This window comes from Paenibacillus cellulositrophicus, from assembly GCF_009363095.1.
In the GTDB taxonomy this organism is placed as follows: Bacteria; Bacillota; Bacilli; order Paenibacillales; family Paenibacillaceae; genus Paenibacillus_AQ; species Paenibacillus_AQ favisporus.
Genome location: NZ_CP045295.1, coordinates 578,946 through 596,219 on the forward strand (window position 1 = coordinate 578,946; position 17,274 = coordinate 596,219).

The 17,274-nt window shown below is 48.9% G+C and carries 18 protein-coding genes; 2 read left to right on the top strand and 16 right to left on the bottom strand.

Annotated features, from left to right (window positions below; translation table 11 throughout):
• Positions 1-118: 118 nt before the first annotated feature.
• The 16 genes from GCU45_RS02535 to GCU45_RS02610 all read right to left on the bottom strand — a co-directional run bounded on the left by GCU45_RS02535 (position 119) and on the right by GCU45_RS02610 (position 15,140).
• On the bottom strand, positions 119-616 hold the full coding sequence (locus tag GCU45_RS02535) for a DinB family protein (protein ID WP_152397948.1): 498 nt from the start codon (positions 614-616) through the stop codon (positions 119-121).
• An 83-nt stretch (positions 617-699) separates the two neighbouring features.
• On the bottom strand, positions 700-1,026 hold the full coding sequence (locus tag GCU45_RS02540) for an AzlD domain-containing protein (protein WP_152397949.1): 327 nt from the start codon (positions 1,024-1,026) through the stop codon (positions 700-702).
• Positions 1,017-1,748 carry an AzlC family ABC transporter permease gene (locus GCU45_RS02545; RefSeq protein ID WP_145945383.1) on the bottom strand — a complete coding sequence of 244 codons (732 nt, stop codon included), beginning with the start codon at positions 1,746-1,748 and terminating at the stop codon, positions 1,017-1,019. Before GCU45_RS02545 ends, GCU45_RS02540 begins: the two co-directional genes overlap by 10 nt.
• Before the next feature lie 302 nt (positions 1,749-2,050).
• Entirely contained in the window at positions 2,051-2,467 is a 417-nt protein-coding gene (locus GCU45_RS02550; RefSeq protein ID WP_089547709.1) for a RidA family protein, read from the bottom strand.
• 74 nt (positions 2,468-2,541) lie between these two features.
• A complete protein-coding gene (locus tag GCU45_RS02555; protein WP_152397950.1) occupies positions 2,542-3,513 on the bottom strand; it encodes a helix-turn-helix transcriptional regulator in 972 nt (323 codons plus the stop codon).
• Positions 3,514-3,734: 221 nt separating this feature from the next.
• Entirely contained in the window at positions 3,735-4,235 is a 501-nt protein-coding gene (locus tag GCU45_RS02560) for a VOC family protein (RefSeq protein ID WP_152397951.1), read from the bottom strand.
• Positions 4,236-4,354: 119 nt separating this feature from the next.
• Complete coding sequence (locus tag GCU45_RS02565; RefSeq protein WP_152397952.1) at positions 4,355-5,239, bottom strand: DUF1963 domain-containing protein; 885 nt, start codon at positions 5,237-5,239, stop codon at positions 4,355-4,357.
• A 224-nt stretch (positions 5,240-5,463) separates the two neighbouring features.
• A complete protein-coding gene (locus GCU45_RS02570) occupies positions 5,464-7,719 on the bottom strand; it encodes an ATP-binding cassette domain-containing protein (RefSeq protein WP_152397953.1) in 2,256 nt (751 codons plus the stop codon).
• A 122-nt stretch (positions 7,720-7,841) separates the two neighbouring features.
• Positions 7,842-9,026, bottom strand: a complete 1,185-nt coding sequence (locus tag GCU45_RS02575; RefSeq protein ID WP_152397954.1) for a stalk domain-containing protein — start codon at positions 9,024-9,026, stop codon at positions 7,842-7,844.
• Positions 9,027-9,164: 138 nt separating this feature from the next.
• Positions 9,165-10,145, bottom strand: coding sequence for an aldo/keto reductase (locus GCU45_RS02580; protein WP_152397955.1), 981 nt, complete (start codon positions 10,143-10,145; stop codon positions 9,165-9,167).
• 212 nt (positions 10,146-10,357) lie between these two features.
• Positions 10,358-11,224 (bottom strand): phosphosulfolactate synthase, encoded by an 867-nt coding sequence (locus GCU45_RS02585; protein ID WP_152397956.1) that lies wholly within the window; start codon positions 11,222-11,224, stop codon positions 10,358-10,360.
• Positions 11,225-11,392: 168 nt separating this feature from the next.
• The gene (locus tag GCU45_RS02590; RefSeq protein WP_152397957.1) at positions 11,393-12,235 is read right to left on the bottom strand and encodes a formylglycine-generating enzyme family protein; all 843 of its coding nucleotides are present in this window, start codon (positions 12,233-12,235) and stop codon (positions 11,393-11,395) included.
• A gap of 158 nt (positions 12,236-12,393) precedes the next feature.
• Positions 12,394-13,032, bottom strand: a complete 639-nt coding sequence (locus GCU45_RS02595; protein ID WP_076164478.1) for a glycoside hydrolase family 11 protein — start codon at positions 13,030-13,032, stop codon at positions 12,394-12,396.
• Between the two features lie 351 nt (positions 13,033-13,383).
• A complete protein-coding gene (locus GCU45_RS02600) occupies positions 13,384-13,932 on the bottom strand; it encodes a cysteine hydrolase family protein (RefSeq protein WP_152397958.1) in 549 nt (182 codons plus the stop codon).
• 72 nt (positions 13,933-14,004) lie between these two features.
• Positions 14,005-14,379, bottom strand: coding sequence for a winged helix-turn-helix transcriptional regulator (locus tag GCU45_RS02605; protein ID WP_076164472.1), 375 nt, complete (start codon positions 14,377-14,379; stop codon positions 14,005-14,007).
• A 122-nt stretch (positions 14,380-14,501) separates the two neighbouring features.
• Positions 14,502-15,140, bottom strand: a complete 639-nt coding sequence (locus GCU45_RS02610) for a nitroreductase family protein (protein ID WP_152397959.1) — start codon at positions 15,138-15,140, stop codon at positions 14,502-14,504.
• Between the two features lie 124 nt (positions 15,141-15,264).
• Here GCU45_RS02610 and GCU45_RS02615 point away from each other — a divergent pair, with 124 nt between their 5' ends.
• Positions 15,265-15,624 carry a helix-turn-helix domain-containing protein gene (locus tag GCU45_RS02615; RefSeq protein ID WP_152397960.1) on the top strand — a complete coding sequence of 120 codons (360 nt, stop codon included), beginning with the start codon at positions 15,265-15,267 and terminating at the stop codon, positions 15,622-15,624.
• Positions 15,625-16,243: 619 nt separating this feature from the next.
• Positions 16,244-17,248, top strand: coding sequence for a LacI family DNA-binding transcriptional regulator (locus GCU45_RS02620; protein WP_145132628.1), 1,005 nt, complete (start codon positions 16,244-16,246; stop codon positions 17,246-17,248).
• The last annotated feature ends 26 nt before the right edge of the window (positions 17,249-17,274 follow it).

Genomic DNA, 17,274 nt, shown 5'->3' on the forward strand with positions numbered 1-17,274 from the left:
TCGCATGATACGAACTACATTGTCGCCAGGAAGAGATCATAACATTCGGCCAAAAAAATAGCCGCAGCGTACGGCGATTCATGCCGAAGCTCTGCGACTGTAAGCTTAGTCTTCTTTATTATTTGCCATTTTCGTCGGCCGAAGGACCATAGAGGCCCGGTACCGGAATATCGAGAAGCCGCAAATATACCCCGAGCTGTGCCCGATGATGGATCATATGGCTTAATCCGAAAGTACGGAGAGCGTTAGCCCGTGGTTGGCGAAGGATGATATGGTCGCCGTTACGCAAGGTCCATTCCTCGCCAAGCGCTTGTTCGTCACAATCGTCTAACAGCTTTTCCAGCTTGGCGACGTTTGCATCAAATTCATCCAGGATGTCCTGACGACTTGTCAGAGCTTCCCGCCGAAGCGGCACGGTCGATAGATCCAATTCCGGGCTAAGAAAAATCGCGACCTGCCAGTTCAGCAGGTTGATCAGGTGCGTGGTCAGTCCGCCAAGCGTCATCGATTTCTCATGCGGCTTCCATGTCATATGCTCCTCGGGCAGGCGCTCCAGGATGCGGCGCGTAATGGCCAACTCATGCTTTGCATCACCGATGATCAATTGTTTCACCATGAATTCCCTCTCCTTTCTTATAAGACAAGCATACTATAACACCCAGTAAGAGGAAAGGCTTGCCCCATCCCCATACCTTCAACCTACAGCACAAACCGGAGTACCATTAAGGAAAGAATGCCCACCACTACCGTTCCTAATAAGCTTCGCGTCAGGATCGCCGTCGCAAAGGTAGGGATGGCGGCCAAAATTTCAACGTAATGCTGTAAAATATGAGCCTTTCCGTCCGTCGTGAACAGCTCCTGCGCGATTAATGCCGCCATAACGGCAACAGGTACGTAATTGAGCCAGCGCATGGTCCATTCAGGCAATTGCATACGGCTCAGCAACACGAGCGGAAGAACGCGCGGAAGAAGCGTGACGACCGAGGCGCCCATGATCGCCAGCAGGATGTGCCATCTTATTTCCATTTTTCCACCACCATTCCAATGGCAGCCGCCACGATTGTTGCTATAATAACGGCCACACTCCCGGATACAAAGGAGCCCGCTCCGAGCACGATCAGAACCGCGCAGACGGCTACGATGAGATCTTTCCGGATGATCTTTCTGCTGATCATCTGGAGGACAAGCAGTCCGATAAACATGGCGGTCAGTGCAAAATCAAGGCCGTATTTCTCAGGATCGGTAATCCACTTCCCGAAAAACGCTCCCGCGATGGTGGCGATGATCCAATTCAAATATGCGGTAATATTGAGGCCGTGCATCCATTTTTCACTGAGGGAGCTGCGATTCATCGCCTTATTCATGGCGACCCCGAAAGTTTCGTCTGTAAGCAGCGTGCCGATTAACATCGTCTTGAATGCCGACAGGTGGCGGAAATAAGGCGACATAGCTGCGCTGAGCAGCAGATGGCGCAAATTGACGATGAATACCGTTAGAATGATGGCTGCCGCCGACCCATGCGCCGCAATCATGCCCGCCATAATAAATTGTGCCGAACCGGCATAGATCAAGGTGGACATCAAGGTAATTTCGAGGACGGATAAACCGGAGGTTTTGCCTACAACACCTGCGGCGAATCCAATGCTTAAGTAACCCAGCAGTGTGGGGATGCAGTCTCTGATCCCCTGCAGCAAGCTGTCTTCTTTCACTTCGATTTCTTGTTGATGGTGTTGAACATTCTCGGACACGTCTTTTATCCTCAATTCTTTACTGTGTTGTTCGTTGTTGAGCCGGAAAATAAAATAATGATACGTCTCTAAGTGAGGTCACAGCCCGGTCAATTCGTGCGTTATACCATCCTTTTTGTACATTATAACACACAATATAGCGGGTGCGGTGTATTAAACTTGGATGAAATAGAGATAATTTCAGATTCCATTCGGGCTTTCCTGCCCCTCTTCTATTGATCCTGTAACCCAAGCAAAATCAAAAAAACGGCCCCCCTTCGTACCCAGTACGAAATGGAGCCGGAGTCTGATTGATCCGCTGCTTAATCGTTATCTTCAATGACAGCAATACCGTCGATTTCAAGGAGAACCGATGGGCGGGCAAATTCCGAAACAAATAGAACCGTGACCAGAGGAGGATGTTCTAATTCACCCGCTACCTCCAGAAAAGCCTTGTAGCCAACTCGGGGATCGCTGCCGCTGACTAAATAAATATTGAGTTTAACCAAATTGGCGAAACTTGCATGTTCAGATGCTAGAATCGTTGCGATATTATGCAGCGCCTGCTTGGTCTGTACTTCCAAATCACCGGGGCCGACGAGTTCGCCTGACGCATTAACGGCATTTTGCCCACCGATATAAATCGTTTTTGCCTTTCCGCTTACAGTAATCGCCTGACTGAACGCTTTGGATTGGAATAACCCCTCCGGGTTTTTATGCTCCATTCTGAATGTAGACATTCATCTTCCTCCTTCAAGATTCATGGTTTACATTCATTATAGGCATCTTCACTGACAGCTCCCGTCAGTGAAGTTCAATTTTCATCATCCGCATACAGTTCGGCGATTTGACAGGCCATTGCTTTGATTTGATTTTTCAACGCGATCGGCTCCAACACCCGAATGCTTGTTCCAAAGGTAAGTAAATATCTCGGAAGATATTTGTCAATCGTTGGGATGTCGATGAGGAACCGCGCTTCGGCGTCGGTACGTTCCGTCAAATAGTGATGCATATGCCAGTGGTTGCATATCGCATCCAGACTCCTCGTATCTCCTGCAATTCTGATTAACGCCATCGGTCCTTCCGCTTCTCGTTCCTTGTGCGATTGTTCGCGGAAATAGTCCTCTGTCGAGAAGTTCTCCGGCGTGGTGAAAAAGGCTTCAGTCCGGAATACACTCTCGATCCGGTCCACGCGGAAAGTCCGAATTTCGGAAGATTGGTGGCAGAATGCGATGAGATACCATTCGTTTCTGCGTAAGGTCAACCCATAGGGATCGATACTCCGCTCTTTGGCCGAATCAGAGTTTTCTTTACGGTAAGCGATGAGAAGCGTCTGTCCGTCCAAAATGGCCTGCTCCAACTGCCGGAGCATAGGAACAATACCCGGATGGGACGCGGAAGAGATGACACTGAAGCCGCTCGTCAGACGCTGCAGATCCAGCATTTGTTCTTCATTCAAACTGTGTTCGATTTTTTCCAGGGCTTGCTCAAGTTCATCCGTATACGGATACCCGACCCCCTTCGCAAACTTCGATGCGTCTACGATCGCCTTGAGTTCTACCGACCGAAAAAATAAAGGCGTTTCCCTGAAGGTCTCCAATATATAGAACCCTCCGTCATGCCCTGAATCAGCAACAATCGGAACGCCGCTGGCGCTTAATGCATCGATATAGCGGTAAACCGTCCGGACGCTGATCTCCAATTGATCCGCTATTTGCGCGGCGGTCAGCTTTTTTCTGGATTTAAGCATCCAAAGGATGGACAGCATATTATCCCATTTTGCCAAGATGAGGTACTCCTTCCAAACCGTATTCTTCCAAAAGTATACCGTTGAAATGAGTGCGGAGGAAGTCTCTTCATGGGAAAGATTGCGTCTTGTTAAAATAGAAGTTGCTGGACATTCTTGATTAAGGATAAAGAGCCCCCTGATTTCTCAGGCGGCTCCTTGCTCCCGGCTAATTTAGATTGACTCTCGAATGTCGAATTCCAGCTCCCAGATTGAAGACGTCAGCCCTTTTTCACGTTTGCCATAAATGGATTAAAGCTTGTCTGGGCATATTCCATCGCATCGATATACGCCTGCTGCTGAGAACGCTCCATCATTTCTTCTGGGCTAACGTCTTCTATCTTTGATGTAATCCACCATATATTCCCAAACGGGTCAACAACCCGGCCTCCTCGTTCTCCCCATGCCATCGTTGTCGGTTCCGTCATGGAAACCGCACCAGCCTTGATCGCCCTCGCATACATTGCATCGCTATCGTTCACATATAGACGAATTAAGCTGGGAAACGGCGGCCACTCCGGAGCAGCATCGAACATGAGTATTTTCGAATCGCCGATACGCACTTCCGCATGCCCAATGGCTCCATCGGGATTGTATACCCTTCCCAGTTCCTGTGCATCGAAAGCGTCGATTAAAAATGAGATTAACCTCTCGGTGCTTTGTGTCGTAATCCAGGGTGTAACTGTACGGTTCACCGTTTCCGGGACTTGGCTTTCATTCATTCACTCCAACCTCCAATGTTTTTATTCTGTTTGGAGTGTAACACCAAAAACTTGACAGCAGTTTGTCATCTTTTTGGGATTGTCGGCAGCGTGTTTGGAGATCTCTCTCCGGCTTTACCCTAGCTCGAATAAAGGGAGCAGTATGTACGATCAAAATTGCCGGCCAGCAAATCTTCCTTCCGGATAAAAAACTGCAGTTCCCCGGCATCCCACCAGCAAAAACCCACATCATCGTCCGAATCTAGTGCCAACAGCAACAGGGTATCCCTGATTTCCTGCTGCGCCCGATCCGAATCTCCATTCAGGTGCCGGGTGATCTGCTTCAGCGCCTCCGTTTCGGAATAGTTGTATTTTTCGCCGGTCAACAGCTTCAGTGCTGCTTCGTATTCGCAATCGCCATGCTGGGTTGCGGGATAGCCGAACATCATTGCCAGGTCATTAGAGCTGTATCCGGTCAGCTCGAAGCAAAGCTCCTCGTAATGTTCGTAATCATGCTCATCGTCTTCCACCTGCTCGTAATCCACATAACCGTAATTAGGCGGCTCCAGGGTGGACCTTGCCGACACCTGATAACCCGTAAATGCGTCTTCCAGTGCCGTCACTTCCGGTGCATGCCGCCGCTGCGCTGCTTGAAGCTGCTCCTCCTGCAAATAGAGCACTTTATGCTCAATGTCATAAGCCGGTTCATCTATCCCAATGAAAAAATAAAGCGCGCCGTTTGCCGGAAGGCGGGAAACTTCGTCATCATCCATCAGCTCAGGCAGCCTAAGCTGGGCCAGGAACGTCATGGGAGTTCCCTTTGAATCCACAGGCCATTCCACATCAGCCGGGAGATCCGGATCACCGCCGATCCTGGAACAACCGGCTGCCTTGTAATCTTCTCCCCTACTTTTGCTCAAACGAATACCTTGGCGCACGGTCTCCATTAGATAATCCAATGCATGCCCGAATTGCTGTTCATGGATGATCCGCTTCAGTTTATTTCCGTTGTTCTCACTTAACATCGATTTTCACCTTCTCATTGCTGTGATGTTATTTGAATACCTAATGATCGAACCGTCGCAGAATAACTTTGAGTTTATCCCGAAAACAAACTTCTTAGGAAGCCATGCCTCCGGGCATAATCCTTTCTTAAATCTGATATAAGCCGCGATTTACGCGGCTTCATCAGAAGATAAGATTGGTTTTTTTACGATTACGTTTACGTTTACGTTTGTATATTGGATGGTTACCTCAAGTATTTTCCCGTGATCGACTGCTCCGCATGGATAATCTCTTGCGGTGTGCCTTCGAACACCACCTGTCCGCCCTTGCTGCCACCGTCTGGACCCATATCGATGATCCAATCCGCTTGGCTGATCACTTCCAGGTTATGCTCTATGACGATCACCGTGTTTCCGGCATCCACCAGGCGGTTCATGATCTCCAGCAGGTGACCAATATCCGACATATGCAGGCCGGTCGTCGGCTCGTCCATCACATAGATGCTGCCTTTCTTGTGCAGCTCACTAGCCAGCTTGATACGCTGGCATTCCCCGCCAGAGAGCGTGCTGAGCGGCTGGCCGAGGGTGATGTAGTTCAGTCCCACATCGCTCATGGCTTGGAGCTTGCGGACGACCTCTTTGATCTGGAAAAATTCCAAAGCCTGCTCGACCGTCATCTCGAGCACTTCGGCTATCGATTTGCCATTCAGCTTATATTCGAGCACTTCTTCCTTAAACCGTTTCCCTCCGCAGACTTCGCATGGCAGCTTCACGCTTTCAAAGAACGATAGATCCAAGTACACTACGCCCAGCCCTTGGCAATTCTCGCAGGCCCCCTTGGAGTTAAAGCTGAATAAGCTTGGACTCACCTTGTTCGCGGAAGCAAACGCCTTGCGCACATCATCCAATATGCCCGTGTATGTCGCAGGGTTCGAGCGTGTCGACACGCCGATCGCCGATTGGTCGATGACGATGGCGTCCGGATGCTGACTGAGGAATACGTCGTTAATGAGGGTACTTTTCCCAGAGCCGGCGACGCCGGTTATAACGTTCAGAACCCCGGTTGGTATATCGACATTCACGTTCTGCAAGTTATGCAGATTGGCATTCCGGATGGGCAGCTTGCCGGATGGCTGCCTGCAATTTTGCTTCAATTCGATCTGGCGCTTCATATAGTTACCCGTCAATGTGCCGGATTCCAGCAGACCGGCGTAGCTTCCTTCATAGACGATGGTTCCTCCGCGGCTGCCGGCATGGGGTCCGACGTCGACGATATGATCCGCTACTTTGATGACGTCAGGATCATGCTCCACGACCAGCACGGTGTTGCCTTTGTCGCGCAGCTTCTGAAGCAGTTCATTTAACCGGTGCACATCGCGAGGATGGAGACCGACACTGGGTTCATCGAAAATATAAGTGACATCCACCAGGCTCCCGCTCAAGTGCTTCACCATTTTGACGCGCTGCGACTCTCCGCCGGATAAGGTATCTGTCTCACGGTCCAGCGTCAAGTAATCAAGGCCGATATCCACCAGATGCTGCAGCCGTTCCGTCAGCGACTTGACCATCGGCGCTGCCGCGGCATCGTCAATCTCCCGAATCACGCGAATGAGATGCCCGACTTCCATGGAAGACAGCTCCGCAATGTTGTGTCCATTAATTTTGCAGCCCAGCGCCGCTTGACTAAGCCTTGCGCCGTGACAGCTGGAGCAGGGCCCCTCGGTCATGAACGGAGCAACGGTCTGCTGTGTGCGTTCGGACTTCGTTTTCACGTCCTGTTTGATATATTTGTTGGTGAACTTCTCTATGACGCCTTCGACGGTAATATTAGTTGCCTTACCTGCGAAATCCATCTTTACTTTCCTTGCCTTGCCATACAGCAGCTGCTCCAAGTCTTCATCCGAATAGTCGCTGAGCTTCTTATCCGGATCAAAGGAACCCGACTGGATGAGCATGTTCCATTCCCATCCGTCCACCGTATATCCCGGCAGCATAATGGCCCCTTCCCGGAGCGACTTGGACATATCCACCGCTTTGCTCATGTCGACGCCGAGGCTGCGGCCAATTCCGTTACATTCGGGACACATGCCTTGCGGATCGTTAAACGAGAACATGTTCGCCCCTCCAACATAAGGCTGACCCACTCTGGAGAAAAGCAGCCGGAGTATGGGAGAAATATCGGTAATGGTTCCCATTGTGGAGTGGGACCCTCCGCCCAGCCGCTTCTGATCGACTATGACAGCCATGCTCAGGTTTTCGATCGCATCCGCATCCGGCTGCGGATATTTGGGCAGGAACGTCCGTACAAACATGCTGAAATTCTCATTCAACAATCGTGTAGATTCTGCGGCAATCGTATCGAAAACGATCGATGACTTGCCTGATCCAGATACCCCGGTGAAGATCGAAATTTTCCGTTTGGGTATTTGCAGGGAAACGTTTTTGAGATTGTTTTCCCTCGCAGCCGAGATGACGATATATTCCTGATTCGATTCGCTCATGGCTAACATCCTTCCGTTCGTGATCATTTCTATTATTCCATTCGTATTGTACCATTCATTGCCCGAAGAAAGTCTATGAATCGTGCAAAAGGATGCCGCGTCCCTTGGTATATGTCGGCTCACTATTCCACATCGACCACGAACTCAGCCCATTGTGTCATCATTTGCCTGGATTCTACGGAAGAAATATACGCAGGGCTGAGGACTCTGATCAGGTAGCTGCCCTTCTCGCTTAAAGTAAACGAGCCTGCGAATGCTTGGTCCTTAATGGGCAGCTCAATGCTTTTCACCTTTTCATATTGCAGATACGCTTCCTCGCTTGATTGTTGATACTGTTCGACCCTCACGGTCAGCTTATCATACAGGTCGTTATGCTGCAGGATATCTCCCGACACATCTATCTTTTGATTCGGTTTTGCTAGAATATAGCCTCGAGCCGGACTGGTGAAGGCAATGTTTTCTTTCCCTTCTCCTACGATCGCGACTGGCAGCGAGGCAAGATTTTTTACATTCCTCCTCACTGTAACTACCTTGCTGCCTGCCGAATTTGCTGTGAGCATCACGGGGTTGGGACCAGGGCGCAAGTTTACTGTAAACTGAATACGGTTATACAACCGTCCATCCATGGATATATCCTTTTGCGTGAGCTTGCCTGTGCCTCCGAGCCAACCCGCTTCGCCGATAGAGAACATATACTGCGGAGTGTACATATCCTTCTGATACAGCATGGTAAATGTGGTGCTGGCTTCATCCGTCTCCCATTCCGGATTTAGCACCTCTATAACTTTATCGCTCCAGTTCCATCTCACTGTGTCATTCACGGTTGAGACCACCAATCCAAGCCAGGATAACGCCCGAATCGGTACATAAGCTTTTCCCGAAGATAGAAACGGTGCCGGAATTTTTTCACCGATCGGCTTTCCGTCCGGACGGTATACGTCCTCCGAGCCGATTCGGAAGGTTAGCTGGCTAAATGTAGACAGCAGCTCAGGATGGACTACGACTTGTACCTCCCTTTTATCGGCATTCCAGGTCACGTTGGCCGCCGCACCAGATTGCCGGAGGGTACGGAGTGGCACATATACACGTCCTCCTTTTAGGATTGGCTTTTCTGCAGATATAACCTTCCCATCAAGCGTTGCCTTTCTCCCTTGAAGATCAAATTTCATTTCGTGCTTGACTCTGTACATTTTCGCTACATCGCCCTTCGGCTCCGCTGCAATTGTGGGTGCGGAATCTGCAAGGGCACTTGCTCCGATACTCCAAGCTGCGACTCCTGTTATGATCAGGCACAACCATTTCTTCATGTCCTACCATCCCTTCATCAGAAAAATATAATCTTATACTTATTTAACGGGATCGAACAGCAACTAGTTGGATGTCTGCCGAAATCCGCTGATCCACACAAAAAGACAGCTCAGCAAGTGAGCTGCCTTTTCGTTTTTTTACTGCGCTCCAACGACCGGATGTGGCACATACGGTTCTTCCAGAAATGCAATCTCTTCCGGAGTTAATTTTACGGATAGTGCTCCTACAGCATCTTCAACTTGGCCGATTTTTGTCGCCCCTATGATTGGAGCAGCTACCGATTCCTTTTGCAGCAGCCAGGCTAGCGCGATATGGATACGGGGTACACCGCGTTTCTCTGCAATCGAGGCCACTCGCTCAACGACCAGCCGGTCTACATCCGCCGTCGCATCGTACTTGGATTTTTGAATTTGATCGGTCTCCGATCTGTGCGTCGTTTCCGACCAATCGCGGATCAGCCTTCCCGATGCTAAAGGACTGTAAGGGGTCACCGCTATTTTTTGATCCTTGCACAGCGGCATCATCTCCCTTTCCTCTTCGCGATAAATGAGATTCAGGTGATTTTGCATGGAGACAAAGCGCGTCCAGCCATGCTTCTCTGCCGTATACAGCGCTTTTTGAAACTGCCACGCGTACATGGCGGAAGCACCGATATATATTGCCTTTCCGGCCTTCACTACATCATGCAGGGCTTCCATCGTTTCTTCAATCGGCGTGTTGTAATCCCAGCGGTGGATAATGTAGAGATCTACATAGTCGGTGCCTAGTCTTTTCAGGCTTTTATCAATTTCGCTCATAATCGCCTTCCGGGAGAGCCCCCCACCGTTGGGGCCTGGATGCATGCGCCCCCAGACCTTGGTGGCGAGGACAATCTCGTCCCGATTCGCATAATCCCTTAATGCGCGTCCGGTGATCTCTTCGCTGGTTCCCCCGGAATAGACATTCGCTGTATCAAAAAAGTTGATCCCTAGCTCGAGCGCCTTTTTAATGATCAGGCGGCTTTGCTCCTCATCAAGCACCCATTGATGCCCTCCCGGCTGCACTTCGCCGAAGCTCATACAACCAAGGCATATCCGCGAGACATCCATCCCCGTATTACCGAGCTTCATGTAATCCATAAATCAGGCCTCCGTTTCGGATTGTTATGTAAGCGCTAATCGTCGACTTCCATTATAATTCCCATGAACGAACTTGCAATTGTTAAATATACGGGATTTGTTTAATACTGGACGGATTTGTCGAGATTGTTCATTATTTTTTATGGTCTTTATGGGATTTAGGGATGTCATCACAAAAAAACAAGCCGCGATTTACGCGGCCGCCGTAATTGTTAAATCATATAACAAAATTCATCCGGCGTTTTCTCCTTGAGGCCGAATTCAAACGTGTCTTGGCGAAGTCCGCGCCGGAGTGTCTCGAGTGCCATGACTTCGGTCGGAGCGATATTTCCCAGGTGAACATTGGATCCGAATTTGCGCAGGAGCATGGCCTGTTGGTTTTTAAGGGGCGCCTCCCAAATCAGTGTCCGGTGATCCGGAACGAATTTGAGGATGTCGTCCACCACATCTTCCCTGCATTCCCCGTGTTTATCGAAAATGCCGACACTGACCCCCGACTCGCGGGCTTCGACCGTAACATATTCGGCGCCTGCAGCCAGATCCAATTCCACGGTATCTGCAAGAATAGCGGCATCAATCAAGGAACCGGACAACTTCTTTCCAAATTCGGAAAAGACCCGAAGTCCGCGCTTCTTTCCTTCCTGGATCAGCTCCGTGCGTTTTTGGCGGGACAGTTCGATCGTACCGTCGGATACTTCGAGTGCATTAAAACCAAGATCGCACACCGTATCAAAGAATGCAGGCACGATATCCTGCTGAACGGCAATTTCCAGCAAAGTGCCGCCTGTCATTACGGATATGCCGTGCTGTTTGGCAAGGTCGATTTTATACAGAAGCATATCCGTCCTATACAGCGGGGCCGTCCCAAATCCAAATTTGATGCAGTCGATGTAAGGTGAGGCGGTTTCGATCACATCTGCGAACGTATTTCTGCCGAGGCCTTTATCGATGACCATCGTCAATCCCCGGTCCGGATCCCGAGAGACGGCTGCGTCTTTCTTTTCCTTGTCGGAATCGAAGCGGGTCCCGCTCGGGTCACTTAACTCCCTGGGCCACACTGCACGCATGGAGTTGTTCATGTTGGATCTCCCTCAATTCTTTTTGGTTTGTCGTTTGAATCCCATGACATGCATATCATATGCGGGAGACGCATGACACGTGCCCAGGTCCGAGTGATCTATTCCATGACGAATGCTTCGGAGAATCAGGCGGTTGGCTCCTCAACAAAAAAAGAGGGCTTCCCCTCTTTATTTCCCGCGGACGACACGAAATCCCTGATCGGGGCCGAATCCGTTGGGATCGAATTTGCCTCGAAATGAAACCTCAGTGTTGCTGATATCCCCGATCCAGCCGCCCCCCTTCACAACCCGGAAGGAACCGCCTTGACGAACCGTGCCGTCGCCATACCAGTCCCAGCACCATTCCCTTACATTGCCGGACATATCGTAAAGACCCAGCTCGTTGGATTTCCGGGTGCCGACCGGTTTCGTCCGGTTGTGGTTGCTCTCGATGACCGGCCAGTTCCAATTTTCTGATAAATATTTATCCCCGGCGTTTCTCCAATACCATGCGACATCCTCGGCTTTATTGCTTCCGCTGTATTTGAAACCTTTGCCCTCCAGACCTCCGCTTGCGGCATATTCCCACTCTGCTTCTGTAGGCAGCCGGTAACCGTTCGCTTCCTGATTGACCGTTACGGTCCATTTTATTTGATCGTTTTCGTTTATGTTGTTCGGATCTTTATGATCCTTGTCTATGTTGTAAAACGGTTTTAAGCCCTCTTGGATACTTCTTTTGTTGCAATACTCCATGGCGTCATACCAGCTTACCATCTCTACCGGCAGCTGATCGCCTTTGAATGCTGAGGGGTTGCTGCCCATGACGTTGGCCCACTCCGCTTGTGTAACCTCGTATTTGCCGATATAAAAGTCTGAAAGGGTCATGCTTGTTTCAATATTGTTGGAGCCATTGCTCTTAAAAGTCCCGCCTTTAACGTACACCATATCTTCCTGCTTGCCCGTTTCTTCTTGTGAACAAGCGCTGGCCAAAAACATAGCTGCTAGTAAAATACAAACCCATAGCTTTCTCATAGGGATTTCTCCTTTAGGACGAATAGGAAAAAGATAGACCGCGGCGGACCGATGCCGGTATCCGTCAACGTCGAAGACCGTTCGTCTGATGGCAAACGGCCTTCAACATATCTGGATTGATTAATGTGTATGACTTATGAAAAGCAGCTTCATGCTGATTACCACACGGTTACGTTAGAGCTTCCGCTGCTCTGGTATCCCTCCGTTGCCAATACCTGATAAGCCCAGCTGCTGCCTAAATTCATGCCTGCGTTCTTCCATGCGTTGACGTGATTGCTGAACGTGATGGAAGAATTGACCCCGGTCGCTCTTTTCGACTGCCGGACACTCCAGAACTGCTGGAAGGTTTGTGTGCCGTCAATGGATGGCGCGTTGTACCGCATGGTCGTATAAATATCATAGGTGCCCCCGTCACTCGTCACTGTTCCTTTATAGGTTCCGGTAGGCCGGTAAGTTCCCCAGCTGTCCACGACGTAATATTCAATGAGGGAATTTCTCGTCCATCCATAGAGCGTCAAATATCCATTTCCGGACGGCGCCCAGACGCCAGCATTATAGTTAATCGTCCGGTTAGGCGATCCGGTATTCCAGCCCTTGCCGACAACAAAGTTCCCGGAATTTTGCCAGGTCACGCTGTAATTTCCGCCGGAACCGTTGACGGCATTCACCGTCCCCCCGCCATCGGTCCAATTTTGCCAATAGTCCGTCGTGGCTGCATTTGAGGTAGCTGCAAATAACCCAAGACTCATGGAAGCTGCAAGAACGACCGTTAACCATTTTTTACTCCGTTTCAACATAAACTGCCTCCTCATGTTTTTTTTGCACCTTACAACCGTCTGCCATTGGATTCTCTTGGCTCTGCTGTGCTCAACACGGCTAGTCCTTCTCTTATTCCTTTCCTCCTTTCTGTGAAAATTATAAAATGACAGCGGTTACATAACACTTCGCAAATTAAACATGATATATAGATTTTCTTACAATTTTTAGAAACCAACGGACCATCCGGGAAAAATGGGCACAAAAAAACACCCATGGACCGCGCTTTTTTAAGCATTTGGACCATGGGTACGTGAATAGAGAATATTTTGGGTAACCCTTTGAATCTTAATTATACGGCGTGTCGACTAATTAAAGTCTATGTATGAAGCTTAGATCCGCTCGTTGAGACTGCTGGTTGGGATCACTTGTGCAAAAGTGCCGTCCAAGGATGCCATAAACGTATTATGAACGGTTTGTGCAGGAATCACGGTACCATCCCAGAGTAAATCTCTGGTTGTGCACGCATCATCAAGTACGAGAACTTCATATCCCAGGCGGTTTGCGGTTCTTACGGTAGAATCAATACAAATGTGGCTCATCATGCCGCAAATGACTAACCGGGTTACATTCAGCGATTCAAGATGCTGCTGTAATTCCGTTTGGAAAAAGCTGTCCGGCGTATGCTTAATGATCACTTTTTCGCCAGGCTCGGGCAAGACGCCTTCATGCGGTTGAATCCCTTCCGTACCGGGAAGAAAAAATGTGGCGTTGTCCTCGAGAAGAATACACTGAATATGAACGATCGGTAACTTCTTGTCCCGGAACAGAGTTAAAGCTTCCTGCGCATGGGTTAGTGCCTTGTCGGGACGGAATAACTCGTTTCGGCCCCCTTTAAAATAATCCTTCTGAATGTCTACCATTATGAATGCGGTATTCATGGGTCATGGTCTCCTTTAATTTGTAAGAGTAGTTTCTTACCGCATTATAATATCGGTATCATGAATGGTGAATTACCCACTTTTTTGTGGGTATGGGATGCCTTTGCGGTCCAGAAGCTCCGTCTGTCCCCGTTCCACCATATAATCAATTCCGATCTCCTGCATAATGAGTACCGCATCCAACAGCCTTCTTCCCCGCTCCGTCAGAAAATATTCCACATGCAGCGGGTACCCTTCCGTTTTGATTTTATCCACGATCCCGCTGGAAATTAGTTCTTTAAGATGCTGCAGCAGCATCTTTTGGGTAATCTGGTCAATATCCCGTTCCAGTTGGGCCAGGGACGTATTTCCGTCTTTCAATTGATAAATGATCATCGTTTTCCATTTCCCTTTGATGATGTCATGAACGACTTCCAGCGGGCAGGTGCACTGCTCCCGAATCATCATGAAATTCACCTCCATCCATGTTCTCTGGGTCAGATTTCCATCTGTTCTCATACATATTAACAAACAAAGACCTGGATTCGTAACCCAGGCCTTTGTTCATTTTACGGCAAATCATAAACCACTTATTTCCAAAAGGTGATCTTATCAGCGCTCAAACGAACGGACTCATACCCTTCTTCTTCCGCTTTACCGATGGCAAGAATGAGTACCGGAGTATATCTCTCCGGATCTAATCCGAAAGCAGCTGCGATTTGATCCGTCTCAAATCCACCGATGGGATTGGTATCATAACCATGAGCTCTGGCGGTGAGCATGAGCTGCATGGCCAGCAATCCACTATCCACTTTTACAATGTCATTTACAACTTCTTTAGGGAGCGTAGGATAGATCGTAAGAATGCTTTCCAATTGCCGGTCCCGGACTTCCGGCGGCATTTTCCCCTGTTCCACCGCCGTATTGAAAATCTCTTCCGCATACTCATAAGATTTCATGTCACCAAAGATCAGCAGCATGGCAGAAGATGTGTCATTTTGCTGGGTATTGAAGCGGATCAAAGGCCGCAACGTATTTTTCCCTTCTTCGCTTTCAACGACAACGATGCGCCAAGGCTGCAAATTTGCTGAAGATGGGGCTGTGGCAGCTTCTTCAATGATCTCTTTAAGTTCTTCTCTGGATATTTTAAAAGCGGGGTCATAGGCACGAATCGAACGTCTCCCTTTCGTGATATGGGTAAAATCATTGTTTTTCATCGTAGTGGTCATATGGATATCTCTCCTCTTTTTTAATGTGTATTCTGATAACTCATTTGACCCTTTGAAATTCATTAAGTTATCATGAGGAAAGCATAAACTATGAACTATAGTTCATAGCAAGAAAGGATCTGGCATGATTTCGATGAAGATTAGCGACGTTTCCCAAATGGTGGATTTGCCGATTTCAACCCTCCGATACTATGAAAAAAAGGGGATTATCCCGGAGACCTACATGGTAAGAGATGAAAACAATTACCGGGCCTATGACGAAAAAATAATCCCATTCATGATAAGTTTAAAATCGTTACTCTCAGCCGGCTTTTCGATTCATGAGATTAAGGATATCCTTTCCCGAAAAGAACTTGCGCGAGAACAACAGTTGAAAATCATCGAAGAGAAAATGAAAGAAATTGAACAATTACAGAAAAAATTGGACGAAGCAAAGCACTTTCTTCAAGACTCCCTACAGTCGGCAGAGGACTGCACCTGGTAACAAACCATCAAGCCGCCTCCTACCGCAATGAGATCCGATAGATTTAGATGCTTTCCCTCTCTCTTTTCGCAGCATTATACAACCCGTCTTCATCACCCTTCCACTGCTATCGTTCCTTCATTCTCCATCTTGCCCGGGCATGCTTATTTTCAAAGTAGACTCCCCTTCATATCACCTTCATTTCACCATCTCAAATGCGAACTTGGTCAAAAATTCATAGAAGGGAAGCCCCTGGCTTCTCTTTGAATGGTCCGATTTCGACGTTTTGGTTCGATCGAATGGGTTCCACGACAGCAGAAATCCATTTTACGAATGTTTTACAATCCGACATTTTACAAAATCCACGTTTAGCCAACTCCTCTCGTTCTGGATCGAACCGAAATGAGCTTAAGCATTCATGTATTGGGCCTTGAAGCGTTCCGGACACGATGCTGCTCCTTCCGGATGTAAAGCTTAACGAAGCGGTTCTAATGTCATTTTCCCTAAATATGGATTATTAAAAGGCTTTCATCGAGATTGGCTTTTATAATGATCGCCAATTCGTTTCATACGCGGCTTACATTCACGAGTTAATCTTGGGATGTGGGAACGGTCTCACATTCAGAAAGCGGGGTTAGACATGAGTCATACGATCCGGGAAATTGCCCAGTTAGCCGGGGTGTCCAAGTCAACCGTATCCAGAGTCATTTCGGGAAAAGGGTATATCCACCCGGAAACAAGGGACGCGGTGCTTAAAGTCATTGAAGAACTGCAATATAAGCCGAACGCTGTAGCCAGGGCCATGGTATCCCAACGGACGCACAACATCGGAGTCCTGATTTACCGCAGGGAATACCCGATTGCCTCCCACCCGTTTTACGGCAAAATTGTGGATGCCATTCTGGCGACCGCAGCCCGCATGAACTATTCCGTCTTTGTGACGACAGATCATGAGATGTCGCTTCGATCCGCCGATTTTATGCTGGAGAAACGCGTGGACGGACTCATTCTGATCAGCCGGCTGCAGCAAAATGTGATCGATTATATCCACAACTTCGGCATTCCTTACGTCATGGTGAACGGATCTACCGATGTCGACAATGTGGTACATGTCGTTAACCGGGATCAGGACGGAGGCATGATGGCAGCCGAATATTTGACCGGTCTAGGGCACAGGCGAATCTTCGTGTTGGCCGGACCGCAGACCCACCGGAGCCATTATTTAAGGCTGCACGGCTTTCGCGATTATTTGAATGGTATCGGATCTCCCCTTGATCCGTCATCGCTCGCCTACCCGCAGGCATCCACCTTTGAGCAAGGATACGAAATGATGCAGCAGCATTGGCCTGATTTCAAGTCGGGAGGCTATACGGCACTCTTTGCGACGAATGACATGATTGCGCTCGGTGCGATGAAATTTCTGATCGAGCAATCGGTCCGCATTCCGGACCAAGTGGCTGTCATCGGTTTTGATGGCATCGACGTCGCCTCCATTTATACCCCTTCCCTAACGACCATCAAGGTGGACACGGAAGCGATGGGCAGAACCGCCTGCACCCTCCTGGACAAGCTGATTGACCAGCAGCCGGTTAACGAGCTGGATATTGAGCTGGTGCCCGAACTGATTATTCGTCAATCTACTTAAATCCTATAAGTAAAAACGAAAGGAGA